Annotated in this window: 12 protein-coding genes; 4 read left to right on the forward strand and 8 right to left on the reverse strand. The window is 68.6% G+C overall.

Translation table 11 applies throughout. The features are described from left to right. Window positions 1–299: 299 nt before the first annotated feature. The 5 genes from pyrE to L0U85_RS19575 form a co-directional block, all read right to left on the reverse strand. A complete protein-coding gene (pyrE, locus tag L0U85_RS19555) occupies window positions 300–836 on the reverse strand; it encodes an orotate phosphoribosyltransferase (RefSeq protein ID WP_241379450.1) in 537 nt (178 codons plus the stop codon). 65 nt (window positions 837–901) lie between these two features. Then, window positions 902–2,566 carry a protein kinase gene (locus L0U85_RS19560; RefSeq protein WP_241379451.1) on the reverse strand — a complete coding sequence of 555 codons (1,665 nt, stop codon included), beginning with the start codon at window positions 2,564–2,566 and terminating at the stop codon, window positions 902–904. 245 nt (window positions 2,567–2,811) lie between these two features. After that, window positions 2,812–3,267, reverse strand: coding sequence for a hypothetical protein (locus L0U85_RS19565; protein ID WP_241379452.1), 456 nt, complete (start codon window positions 3,265–3,267; stop codon window positions 2,812–2,814). 121 nt (window positions 3,268–3,388) lie between these two features. Then, window positions 3,389–3,856: a ribose-5-phosphate isomerase gene (locus L0U85_RS19570; RefSeq protein WP_241379453.1), complete on the reverse strand. Its 468-nt coding sequence runs from the start codon at window positions 3,854–3,856 to the stop codon at window positions 3,389–3,391. Between the two features lie 11 nt (window positions 3,857–3,867). Then, window positions 3,868–5,073 carry a DUF1015 family protein gene (locus tag L0U85_RS19575; protein ID WP_241379454.1) on the reverse strand — a complete coding sequence of 402 codons (1,206 nt, stop codon included), beginning with the start codon at window positions 5,071–5,073 and terminating at the stop codon, window positions 3,868–3,870. Window positions 5,074–5,178: 105 nt separating this feature from the next. Here L0U85_RS19575 and pepN point away from each other — a divergent pair, with 105 nt between their 5' ends. Both pepN and L0U85_RS19585 read left to right on the forward strand, forming a co-directional pair. Continuing rightward, complete coding sequence (gene pepN / locus L0U85_RS19580; protein ID WP_241379455.1) at window positions 5,179–7,722, forward strand: aminopeptidase N; 2,544 nt, start codon at window positions 5,179–5,181, stop codon at window positions 7,720–7,722. Window positions 7,723–7,849: 127 nt separating this feature from the next. Further along, window positions 7,850–8,773 (forward strand): hypothetical protein, encoded by a 924-nt coding sequence (locus tag L0U85_RS19585; RefSeq protein WP_241379456.1) that lies wholly within the window; start codon window positions 7,850–7,852, stop codon window positions 8,771–8,773. Between the two features lie 54 nt (window positions 8,774–8,827). On the opposite strand, the gene L0U85_RS19590 is transcribed toward L0U85_RS19585, so the two are convergent. The 3 genes from L0U85_RS19590 to L0U85_RS19600 all read right to left on the reverse strand — a co-directional run bounded on the left by L0U85_RS19590 (window position 8,828) and on the right by L0U85_RS19600 (window position 10,249). After that, on the reverse strand, window positions 8,828–9,262 hold the full coding sequence (locus tag L0U85_RS19590; protein WP_241379457.1) for a DUF5130 family protein: 435 nt from the start codon (window positions 9,260–9,262) through the stop codon (window positions 8,828–8,830). Next, window positions 9,249–9,527, reverse strand: coding sequence for a hypothetical protein (locus tag L0U85_RS19595; RefSeq protein ID WP_241379458.1), 279 nt, complete (start codon window positions 9,525–9,527; stop codon window positions 9,249–9,251). The genes L0U85_RS19590 and L0U85_RS19595 overlap by 14 nt, the downstream gene beginning before the upstream one ends. A 188-nt stretch (window positions 9,528–9,715) precedes the next feature. Continuing rightward, window positions 9,716–10,249 carry an HNH endonuclease gene (locus tag L0U85_RS19600; protein ID WP_241379459.1) on the reverse strand — a complete coding sequence of 178 codons (534 nt, stop codon included), beginning with the start codon at window positions 10,247–10,249 and terminating at the stop codon, window positions 9,716–9,718. Window positions 10,250–10,487: 238 nt separating this feature from the next. Here L0U85_RS19600 and L0U85_RS19605 point away from each other — a divergent pair, with 238 nt between their 5' ends. Then, window positions 10,488–11,483, forward strand: coding sequence for a mechanosensitive ion channel family protein (locus L0U85_RS19605; protein ID WP_241379460.1), 996 nt, complete (start codon window positions 10,488–10,490; stop codon window positions 11,481–11,483). An 85-nt stretch (window positions 11,484–11,568) separates the two neighbouring features. Then, window positions 11,569–12,000: a globin gene (locus L0U85_RS19610; protein WP_241379461.1), complete on the forward strand. Its 432-nt coding sequence runs from the start codon at window positions 11,569–11,571 to the stop codon at window positions 11,998–12,000. The last annotated feature ends 376 nt before the right edge of the window (window positions 12,001–12,376 follow it).

Below are 12,376 nucleotides of genomic sequence, written 5' to 3' on the forward strand. Positions count from 1 at the left end.
ATAGGGGGAGAAACCCCTCATGTTCGAGCCCGGACCGCCTGCCGCACAACACAACACGAGCAACACTCACCCACCAAGGCCACCCTGCCCGGCGCGCGCCCGGACCCCCGCAACGCACCCCGAAAAGCCGCCCACCTCTTCGTCGCTGCCACCCTTGGCGCACAACAACCACCCACACGATCGACTCCGCCAGCGCCCCAAGGACCATTTCCGGGCTCCCCAGGCACCACCGGCACCGCCCCTCTGCACAGCAAGAAGGGGAGGAAGCGCCGCTCCCTCCCCTGCCTTCAACCTTCAGGCTACTTCTCTCCAGCAGCCTTGAGCTCGGTCATCGTGAACAGGGACTTGAGCCCGATGCCGTTGTCGGCCAGGTTCTTCGGGCCGCCGGCCTCACGGTCGATGACGCACACGGCCTGCTTGACCGTCGCGCCTCGCTGACGCAGCTCGGCAACCGCGTCCAGCACCGCACCGCCGGAGGTCACTACGTCCTCCACGATGAACAGGTGCCGTCCCTCGACCTCGCCGCCCTCTGCGAGTCGGCAGGTCCCGTAGGTCTTGGCCTCCTTGCGGACGAACAGGGCCGGAATGCCGGTCACCTGCGACAGCATGACGGCCAGGGGAATGCCTCCGGTCTCGAGTCCGGCCAGCGCGTCCACCCCATGCGCGGGGATGTGCGGTGCCATTGCCTCCGCGATGCGTCGCAGCATCACCGGGTCGGACTCGAACAGGTACTTGTCGAAGTACTCGTGGGCCACCACCCCGGACCGGAGCGTGAACTCACCGGTCAGGTGGGAGCGGCGGTAGATGTCGTGGGCAAGCGAGGTATCCGTGCTCATGGGCTCCACCCTGCCAGAAGGCTCTCCCGCCGCGGCGCTGGCCAGCGCGCTGAGCGGGGCGCGCCTCACCCGAACAGGCCGGTGAACCAGTCGACGGGGTTGAAATCGAAGCTGGGGAGCCAGTTCCAGTTCAGTTGGCCGAGGTAGTTCAAGCCGACCATGAACAGGAAGGCGCCGGTCAGCAGGTGCGTGAGTCTGGCGGTGCGGCGTTTGGCGCCGAGCATGCGGCCCCAGAACATGCCTCCCATGACGCGGACGAGGAAGAACAGGCCGACGGCGACCGCGACGACCAGGAGGTACTGGACGACTTGGCCGCGCAGTGCTTCCATGCCGACCTCGATCGTCCACAGCAGCCACATGATGAGCGAGAACAGGCCGCCGATCATGCTCAGTTCGAAGCCCTTGGAGAGACTCCCGGGCGGGCCGAGCAGGGGGTGCTGCGGTTCGTCGTGTTCGCGGCGCTCGTCGGCGGCGTCCGCGGGCGGGTCGTTCGCCGGGCGAGGGCGCGCCAGGGAGCCGTTGTCTTCGGCCCGTCCGGGCGCGTAGCCGCTGCTGCCCTGGTCGGGGACGCGGACGCGTCCGGCGATCGGCTTGTCTGCGGAGGGCGCGGGGGCCTCTGCGGCTGACATGCCTTCCGGGCGAGGCTCGTGAGCCATGATCTGGCCCTGGTCCATGACTCGGGTTCCGCCGGCGTCGGCGGCCGAGGGCGCGTGGATCGGGACCGCCGCCGGGGCGGCGACCGGGCCGCCGAGGACCCTGGTGGCGGCGGTGCCGCTGACGTGGCCGTTGGAGCTGCCCCAGTCGACGCCGAGGTCGGGCACGTTGGACTGGCCGACGACGGTGGTCAGCTCGGTGATCCAGCGCGACAGTTCGTCGGTGCGGGGGCGGTTCTCGGGGTTGTCGTCCAGCGGCGCGGTGAGCAGTTCGCGCAGTCGCGGGTTGGATTCGAGGATGGGGTGGCGGCGCAGTCGCGCCCAGGGCACCGTGTTGGTGTGGCCGGGCGAGTCGGTGCGTGCGCTGGCGCCGGTGACCATGAAGAACGCGATCGAGCCGAAGCCGTGAACGTCGTAGGCGGGTCCGACCCTGCCTTCGTGGGCTTCGGGGCCGGCGGTCTCGCGCGTGTAGGCGATGGTCGTCAGGTGGCTCGGCGTGTAGTAGCGGGCGCCGGTGAAGTCGATGATCTTCGCCGAGCCGTCGGGGCCGATGATGACGTTGGCGGGTTTGAGGTCCATGTGGAGGACGGGGTGGGCGCCGGTCGGCGGGTGGTGCATGGCGAGCATGACGTTGACGACGGCCTGGAGGGTGCGGGCGGCGTCGACGCGGCCGATGCGCTGGGTCAGCAGCTGGCGCAGGTCGTGTCCGGGGAGGTATTCGAGGACTTGGAACGGGACGGGCTCACCGGTGGCGGGCTGGCTCGGGTGGTGGGGCAGCCGTCCGTAGAAGGCGTCGATGCGGCGGCAGATGGCGCCGACGTTGCGGCTGTGGAGGTCCATCAGGACCGCGTCGCCTTTGTCCCAGGACCGGTACTGATGTTCGCGCGCTTCAGCGGGGTTGAGGCGGAAGATCTTGACGGTCAGGGGTGTGGAGGAGATTCCCGCGGACACGCGGACAGCCTGGTAGACGTCGGCCTGGCCGCCTGAGCCGAGTATGCCGGTCAGCCGGTAGCTCTGCTCTGATCCCGGGAGAGGATCGGCCGGGCCGCAGACGAGGTCGACGGTGGCGTTCGTCATGGGGCGCGGTTCCTTCACGAATGGATGGTGTCGCCCTAGCGTAACGCCAGAGGCCAACTCCGCGCGGACCAGACGGGTACCGCTGTTTGAATCGTCTCAAACGGCGACTGTACGGCGAGTTGCCTTGCCACGGAGGGGTTGGGGATGCATGGGCGGTTTCGCGGCAGGGTGCTGCGCGCCGCCGACGGTTACCGTTCCGGAACCGTCTCGCGGCGCGATCGTGCTCCTTTCGGCCTGGGTCGTCCCTATCGGCTGCCCCAGGGCGAATCGCCCTGCGGCGGCGAGTTCGGCGGCATGCCGCCAGAGGGCTGGGCGCCGAAGTTCGGGCCCGAGTGCTGGCCGTAGGAGCTGGAGGGCGGGGCGGGGGCGCGGTCGTTGCCCATCGGCTCGAAGCCGACGCCGCCTGGCTGCTGCAACTGGGGCGCAGCCGGGGGCTGCACGGGGGCGCGGTCGTAGCTGCCCATCGCCTGGGGCGCGGCGCTCGGCGCGCCCCCGCCGCGGTGGAGCGACCACAGCGCCGGCGAGAACGCGACGCTGAGGATGCCGAAGCCGATGGCCCAGGTTCCGACGAATTGCACCTCGTAGGCGGTACCGCCGAAGTCGACGTAGGTCATCAGGAATGTGAAGGTCATGAACAGCAGGGCCGCAAGGAGGCTGAGCACCTGGAAGATGTGAAGGAGTACGCGAAATCCCTTGGACATGTGTTGACGCTACCAACACGTGTCCAATTACTCCAGATTCACCCTGGAGAATTCGGTTCTTGTTCGCCGACGGCGAAGGCCCGGACCGAGGTCCGGGCCTTGGATCGAGGATCGTTGCCGCCTAAGGCAGTTCGGGGAGCTCCCGGGTCCGCTCGTATTCGGCGAGCTGGTCGATGCGGCGCTGGTGGCGCTCGGCGCCGGAGAAGTCCTCGTCGACGAACGCGTCGACGAAGCTCGCGGCCTCCTCCAGGCTGTGCATCCGGCCGCCGATGGCGACGACGTTCGCGTCGTTGTGCTGGCGGCCGAGCTTGGCCGTCTCGGCGCTCCAGGCGAGGGCGGCGCGGCAGCCGTCGACTTTGTTGGCCGCGATCTGCTCGCCGTTGCCCGAGCCGCCGACCACCACTCCGAGGCTGCCGGGGTCTGCGACGACCTTGGCGGCGGCGTTGAGGCAGTAAGGCGGGTAGTCGTCCTCGGCGTCGTACTCGAACGGGCCGACGTCGACGACGTCGAAGCCACGGCCGCCCAGGTGCTTCACCAGGTGGTCCTTGAGTTCGAGACCGGCGTGGTCGGAACCGAGATAGATGCGCACGGATGTCTACCTTATCGTTTCGGGAGCTCGGAGATGGTGAGCCCGGCGCGGGCCTTGGGCACGAACCAGGTCGACTTGCGGGGCATCTTGAGCCGCTGGAGGTTCACGTCGATGAAGTCGTCGACCGTGACCGGTGCGATGAGGATCGCCAGGTCGGCCTTCCCGGCGTCGACCTGCTCGGCGAGCCATGAGGCCGGGTAGTCGCCGCCGACGTAGGTGATGCGCTTGTCCCCCGCGTCCCAGCCGAGGAGCCCGTTGAAGACCTCCTGCTCGACGCGGGTGTGGTCGAGGCGGTCGATCACGGTGCCCTCGGTGTCGCCGAAGGAGATCTCCCAGGTGCGTCCGGAGCCGTAGAGCACGACGGTGCCGCCTTCAGCGGGGGTCTCGGGCTGACCGTCGACCTCGGTGACGGTCGCACCGATCTGGCCGATCTGCTGCACCAGCTGCGCGGCCGAGCCGGGCAGGCCCGCCACCAAGCGGTGGTACGGGCGGATCGTCACCGACTGCGGAGTGGTGACGACCGCGAGGAAGCGGTCGAGCTCGCCGACCTGCGCCGCGAGCGAACGGTGGTTGCCGTCGGCCACGATGAGGTCGCCGTCCCCGGCCAGCGCGGCCAGCGCGACGCCGTCCTCGCCGCCGATCGCCCAGATCTCGTGGGTTCGTCCGGCCTCGTCGACGTCGGAGGCGACCGGGTCGCCGGCCTTCGCGATCGCTTCGGCGATCGCGGCGTGGAGCTCGTCGCCGCGGCTCGACTGGAGCAGCAGGACCGGGCTGAGGAGGTGGCGCAGTTTCTGGTTGAGCTCGTTGCGCTGCTTGACCTTCTCGATGAAGACGTCCTCGTTGCGGATGACCTTGCCCGGCTCGTCGGCCGAGGAGGAGATCTCGGAGGTGTCGACCATGCAGAACACGCCGTAGGCGACGGGTTCGGCGCCGCCCGAGATGCGGTAGGCGACCGCGACGTCACCGAAGGAGGCGAAGCGGCCGGCCTCCTTCAGGGCGGCGAGCCGTTCGGCCGCGTACGGGAGGGCCTGCTCGAACGCCAACCCCGACGCCACGGCCTCGGGCGTGTGGGCGGGCATCTCGACGCCCAGGACACTCGCCGGGTTGGCCTCGATGATTCGCGTGATCTCGGTTTCGTCTGGGAACTCGTCGTAGTTCTTCGCACCGGTCTGACCAGTGGAAAGCCATGCCTGCTGGATCGGGTGTGCTGCACTCACGAGGCCAGCGTAATCGAGCTACTGACCGGGTCCGCAGCCGCCGAGCGAACTCCCGCGATATGACACACTTCTTTCAGATCCGACCCTGATGAGACTGGAGGCATTGTGGCGGCGACGCACATTCTCACGCGAGACGAGGCCCGGCGACGAGCCGAGCTGCTGACCGTCGACTCCTACACTGTGGAGCTCGACTTGACCGGCCACACCGAAGGCGACACCTTCTCCTCCCGTACCTCGGTGGCGTTCTCCTGCTCGGAACCGGGCGCGGAGACGTTCATCGAGATCGCCGCCGAACGCGTCGAGGACGCCTACCTCAACGGCGAGCCGGTCGACGTCTCCACCTTCGACCCGAAGGCCGGTCTGAGGATCGAGAACTTGGCCGAGGAGAACACGCTCGTCGTCAACGCGGTCTGCGCCTATTCCACCGACGGCCAGGGCCTGCACCGGATGACCGACCCGGTCGACGAGGAGACGTACCTGTACTCGCAGTTCGAGGTGGCGGACGCGCAGCGGGTCTACGCCTGCTTCGACCAGCCCGACCTCAAGGCGAGCTTCACTTTCCAGGTCCGCACCCCGAAGCACTGGAAGGTCATCTCGAACATGCCGGCGGTCAGCGAGAACGCCGTCGACGCGCTCGGGATCAAGGTCACGCTGTTCGAGACCTCGCCGCGGATGAGCCCGTACATCACCGCGATCTGCGCGGGCCCGTATTTCGGGGTCCACGAGACGCACGACGGCATCGACCTGGGCGTCTACTGCCGCCAGTCCATGAAGGAGTACCTGGATCCAGACGGGGTCTTCGAGATCACCCGGCAGGGCTTCGACCACTTCCACGAGCACTTCGGGGTTCGCTACCCGCTGCCGAAGTACGACCAGGTCTTCGCTCCCGAGTACAACTTCGGGGCCATGGAGAACTTCGGCTGCATCACCATCGCCGAGGCCTCGTTCCTGTTCCGCAGCCAGGTCACCGACTTCGAGCTCGAACAGCGCGCCAACGTCATCCTTCACGAGATGGCGCACATGTGGTTCGGCGACCTGGTCACGATGCGCTGGTGGGACGACCTGTGGCTGAACGAGTCGTTCGCGGAGTGGGCGAGCCACTGGGCGAACGTGGAGGCCACGCGCTTCAGCGGCGCGTGGACGACGTTCCTGTCGGCGCGCAAGAACTGGGGCTACGGCCAGGACCAGCAGCCGACGACGCACCCGGTGTACACGGACATGGACGACACCGACGCCGTCCAGGCCAACTTCGACGGCATCACCTACGCCAAGGGCGCCTCGATCCTCAAGCAGCTGGTCGCCTACGTCGGCATCGACCCGTTCCTGGAGGGCCTGCGCGCCTACTTCAAGAAGCACAAGTTCGGCAACGCGGTCTTCTCCGACCTGCTCACCGAGCTGGAGGCCGCCTGCGGCAAGCCGCTGGCGGACTTCGCAGACACGTGGCTGCGCACCGCCGGCGTCTCGACGCTGCGCCCGGAGATCACAGACGGAGACGACGGCGCGTACGCGCGAGTCGCGGTCCGCCAGGAGGTCCCGGCGGACCACCCGACGACCCGGACGCACCGGATCGCCGTCGGCCTGTACGACCTCGACGGGGAGCGGCTGGTGCGCCGCGAGCGCATCGAGATCGACGTCAGGGGCGCCTCCACCGAGGTCCCCGAGCTCGCCGGGGTGGCCCGGCCGGATCTGCTGCTGCTCAACGACGACGACCTCACGTACGCGAAGATCCGCCTCGACGAGCGCAGCCTGGCCACGACCGTCGCCCACACCTCGGCGCTGGACGACTCGCTGCCCCGCGCGCTGATCTGGTCGGCCGCGTGGGACATGCTCCGCGATGCCGAGCTGCCCGCCCGCCGGTACGTGGCACAGGGCGCGTCCAGCCTGACGACCGAGACCGACATCAACATCGTCACGGTCGCTCAACGGCAGGTCGGGGCCTCGCTCTCCTACGCCGACCCGGCCGTCCGCGCCGATCTGCGCGAACAATGGGCGCAGGCCGCGAAGACCGCGATGGACGCCGCCGAGGCCGGCAGCGACATGCAGCGCTCCTGGGCCAAGGCGTACGCCTCTGCGTCGCGCTCCGAGGCCGATCTGCGCCGGATCCGCGGCTGGCTCGACGGTGAGGACGCGCCCGAGGGCCTGGCGGTCGACGCCGACCTGCGGTGGGCGCTGCTGACCGGCCTGGTCGCGAACGGCTTCGCCGACGAGTCGGTGATCGACGCGGAGCTGGAGCGCGACGACACCGCCGACGGCAAGCGCCTGTCGTTCATCGCCCGCGCGGCGGTGCCGACCGAGGCCGCCAAGGAGCGCGCCTGGGAGCGGATCGTCGATCCGAGCACGGAGAACTACATCCGGCGATCCTCGATGATGGGATTCGCGCCTCTCGACCAGGCAGACCTGGTCCGCCCCTACCTGTCCCGCTACCTCGAGGCGGTGCCGGAGCTGTGGGAGAAGCTGGGCGCCCAGCAGGCGGTGGAGTTCTCGAAGCTGGCGTTCCCGTCGTGCCTGATCGAGACCGAGACGCTCGATTTGCTCGACGCGTGGCTCGCCGAGGAGCGGCCCGCGCCGGTCAAGCGCGGCGTCGCCGAGGGCCGCGCTGACGTGGCCCGCGCGCTCGCCGGACGCGAATGCGACAAGGCCGCCGACTGACCGCGCGAACGACTGCCGTCGGGGCTCTGGGACAGCGATCCCGGAGCCCCGACGGCCGTTCGGGCCATTGGTAAGCTCTGGCAATCCCGCCCCTCGGCTCCGTACAGTCCAGAAGGAGAAAGCAGTCTTGTCTGCGCTTTTGCCGATCGCGATCATCAGCGCCACCCTCGTGGCGCTGTTCGGGGTCGTCCTGCCCCTGCTGCTGCTCGGCCCCGTCGTGGCCTCCAGCGCGCGGCCGCAGCCGCAGCAGCTGCTGTTCGCCGTCGTGCTGCTCATCCCCACCGTCGCGATCGGCGCGGTGTTCCTCTCGTGGTGGGCGGTGTCGTGGCTGGAGGGCACCGATGCGCCCGCCCCGGCGCTCATCGGGATCTCTCTGGTCGTCTCGGCGACCGTCGGACTCATGGCGCCGCTGCGTCTGCCCGGCGGGGGCGGCCCGTTCTGGCTCAAACCGCTCCTCGGCTTCAGCGCGGGCGTCCTGGTCCCGGTCGCGATCATGGAGGGCATCCTCATCGGCCTGCACGAGGCCGCCGCCACGGCGGTCGGCGTCGTCGTCCTGGGGGTGCTCATCGGCGTGTTCCGGCTGGTCGCGAAGCCGCTGGCCGAGCGTCGCCAGGCCAAGCAGGTCCGCACCGCCGTCCAGCGGTTCCAGGGCCAGCTGGTCGACGTCACCGACTCCGCGTGGCGCCTCGTCAGCGCTAAGGGCGACGCGAACCGGATCCTCCTCCAGTACGAGGGCGAGGAGGACGGCAGGAGGCTCGGCGCCGCGCTGCTGCTGCGGCGGGACATGGACTGGGTGCCGGTCGCCAAGGAGAACGAGGCGGCGGTCTTCGAGCTCGCACGCGGCCTCAACGGCCACCCGACCGAGGCGGTCCTCGCGCAGAAGCAGCTGGGGACCCCGGCGACGCTGACCGTACGTATCCCCGGCACGACCGTGATGTCCATAAGGGAGAGCGTCGCCGATTCGCTCTCGTGGGTCGATTTCGTCGGCAAACTCGAGCTGACCGACGCAGAAGACGTGCTGCGCCGCCAGCTTCCCGACGACCAGGACTGATACGACGAGACGCCGGCGGGAGAGTCTGCACTCCCCCGCCGGCGTCTCGTTCGCCTAGGCGTTCGCGGCCGTCTCGGCCAGCATCCGCAGACCGGTGATGATGCCGCCGGCCAGCTGTCCGGCGCCGAATGCCGCCTCCATGGAGAAGACGACCAGGGCCGCCGAGCGGTCCGGGATCTTCTCCTGGGCGAGCTTGCCGGTCACGATCTCCAGCTGCCGCTGCTCGGGCGAGACCGCGATGAGGACCGAGCGGTCCGGGTCCTTCAGCCGGTCGTGCAGGGCCTCGGCGGCACCGCGCACCGGGTCGTGCAGCGGGCCGACGTACACGCTGTAGTGCAGGCCGCCGCCTTCGCGCTCGGCCCCCGAGAGGGCCTCGTCGAGATGCAGCAGCTGCTTGACGTCGAACGGGCCTTCGAGGACGGCCGGCTTGATGCCCTCCGGGCTCGGATCGGTCAAGGCCCTGCGCGCCACGCTGCTACCACTGGCCATGCGAGCCTCCCTTGGGTCCACTGGCGATGGGCTCGCCGCTGCCGTCCGAACGGACGCCGGACTCGATCGCCCCCGTCGTCGGGCGCAGGTCAGGGCCGACACCGCCTTCGCGGGCGACGAACCAGACCGGCTTGAAGTTGTAAGGCTCGCCGGGGCGGTATCGGGACTGCGGACGCGGATGCCGCAGGTAGACCGCGGCGTACACCGCGACCACAACCAGGATCGGGGCGCCGAAAAGTATCAGCAGCTCCTGGAAGACCGTCATGTTGCTCCCCTAATTCAGGTACAGGTGACCTCAGCCCTCAGACTAATCCCATTCGGCCCCTCGGATCGCCCCAGGTGGTGACAAGGTGCGACCGGTCGCACCCGGGATGGTTCGAACATATGAGGGGCAAGGCCGCCGACGGCGCCTTGCGGCACCGTCGGCGGCCTTCCGATGTCCTGTACGAAGAGTTAGTGAATTCGCGCTCGCTCTCGTTCATGGTGGTGGCGGCGGGGCAGCCACGCCTCCCAGGCCGGATCGGGGCGGCGCTGGCCGCGGAAGCCGCGCAGCTGCCAGCCCGAAGGAGGCCTCGGGGCGCGGGGAAGCCTCCAGCCGAGTTCGGCCAGGGTCCGGTCGCTCTTGCGGTGATTGCACGGGGCGCAGGCTGCGACGACGTTGTCCCACGTGTGGGTGCCGCCCTTCGACCTGGGGACGACGTGGTCGATCGTCTCGGCCGAAGACCCGCAGTAGACGCAGCGCCACTCGTCGCGGACGAACACGCCGCGCCTGGACGGACTGGTGCCGACCTGCCTGGGGATCGCCACGTAGCGGTTGAGGCGGACCACGGCGGGGACCGGAATGTTCATCGTCGCACTGCGAAGAAAACCGTCACCTGGAGTGACGGTCTCGGCCTTGCGGGTGAGCAGCAGCACAGCTGCTCGTTTCACAGGCACCACGCACAGCGGCTCATAGCTCTGATTGAGGACGAGGGCAGAGCCCAGCATGCTGGCGTTGTGGGTGAGCAGATTCGTATGAGCACTTGGGGAAGGGTCATCGCCGTCGAGCGTGCTCCTATGTCGAGGACCTATCACGGTGTCGTACCTCCAAGCCATCGGTCCCGTCAAGTTTGACCTAAATCTCAAGAAATTGCACCCCGGTTCTGTGGGATCTTTGGTCACGCGCGAATATCGTCTGGTCGAACACCCGGCAGGTGCCCGGGACCCGAGGCGCAGAAGGAAGAACGTGGAACTGCTTGCCGCAACCGGAGAGTCCCCCTGCAATGCGGGGTTCAACGCCTGCTCGCTGCTGTGGCGCGTGACCGAGAGCGAAGGATTCGCCATCGACGGCGGAGCGGTCGTCGACAAGTTCTTCGAGGTCCTGATCATCGCCCTCGTGGCCCTCGTACTGCGCTGGGTCGTCAACCGCTTCATCGCCAGAATCATCAAGCAGGTCACCAGCGCCAAACGGCCGCAGTCGATCTCAGAGCTCACCGATCTGCTCGGCTCGAGCAGGACTCGGCGCGAGGAGATCGTCGGCGACCGCTCGAAACAGCGAGCCGCCACCCTCACCAGCGTGCTCCAGCACATCAACGGCATCGTCATCATCAGCGTGGCGGCCATGATGATCCTGAGCGCGTTCAACCTCGATCTGGCGCCGATCCTGGCAAGCGCGGGCATCGTGGGCGTCGCGATCGGCTTCGGCGCTCAGAACCTCGTGCAGGACTACCTGGCGGGCATCTTCATCCTGCTTGAGGACCAGTACGGGGTCGGCGACGTCATCGACTCCGGCGAGGCGGTGGGCGTGGTCGAGGACATGGGCCTGCGCGTCACGACGCTCCGGTCGCTCGACGGGACGCTGTGGTATGTGCGCAACGGGCAGATCATGCGGGTCGGCAACTTCAGCCAGAGCTGGGCCTACGTCGTGCTCGACATCCCGATGCCGCCTACGGTCGACGTCGATGAGGCTTCGGACACGATCATGGAGGCGGTCCGGGAGTTCGCCGACGACGACCAGTGGCGCGAGCACGTGCTGATGGAGCCCGAGTACCTGGGCGTGGCGACGATGACGATCGACGAGATCACGGTGAGAGTGGGCGTGCGGACCACGAGCGATGAGCAGTGGTCGGCCGGACGGGAGCTGCGCCGGCGCATCAGCGAGAAGCTGAAGGACTCCGGCATCGCCATGGGCGGCGGCCGGGTGTACGTGCCGCGAGGCAGCGCGGGGCCGACCCCGGATTAGCGGACACCGGTGATTTGCAGCGCACTCGGTGTGACTCACATCGTGTTGGGTTCCCTAGAGGTCCGGGGGTTGGCACGATGGGTATATGTCGTCCTCCAGCAGCCCGCGTGCCGTCGTTTCACTCACGCCGACCGGCCAGCCCGCGCCCACCCAGTCCTTCTATGAGGCGGTGGGCGGCGCCGAGACGTTCAAGCGGCTGACCGACGCCTTCTATGAGCAAGTCGCGGTCGACGAGGTCCTGCGCCCGCTCTATCCCGACGAAGACCTTGCGCCCGCCGCGCGGCGGCTCCAGATGTTCCTGGAGCAGTATTGGGGCGGCCCCAAGACGTATTCCGAGGAGCGGGGGCATCCGAGACTGAGGATGCGGCACGCGCCTTACACGATCGGCGTGCGCGAGCGCGACGCGTGGCTGCGGTGCATGCGGCACGCCATGGACGAGGTCGCGCTGTCTCCCGAGTACGACCAGGTCATGTGGGAGTACATGGAGCGCGCAGCGGACTTCATGCGGAACTCCTGAGACACAGTGAGTCGGGGCCGGGACGCGATGCGTCCCGGCCCCGACTGCGTATAGCCGGTCGTACCCGGGACCGGCCGGTTCCTCCGAGACGGAAATCCGGGGCTTCACCTTGGGCTTTGGCCTCGCCGGTCGCGCGCGGGATCGAAGTCTGCACGGGTGCACGTTGGGTGCCTGGGGAGGCCGGAAATGGCCCTTGGGGCGCTGGCGGGGTCGGTCGTGTGGGTGGTCGATCTGCGCCAAGGGCGGCGGCGACGAAGGCGTGAGTGGATGGGCGGGCCTGGTCTCGGGCCGCCTGGCCGAGTGAGGTCGGGCGAGATTTCCTCGTGTTGTGTTGCGCTGCAGGCGGTCCGGGGCCCGAACATGAGGGGTTTCTCCC

Origin of the sequence: Glycomyces sp. L485, from assembly GCF_022548875.1 — a bacterium.
GTDB lineage: Bacteria > Actinomycetota > Actinomycetes > Mycobacteriales > Micromonosporaceae > Glycomyces.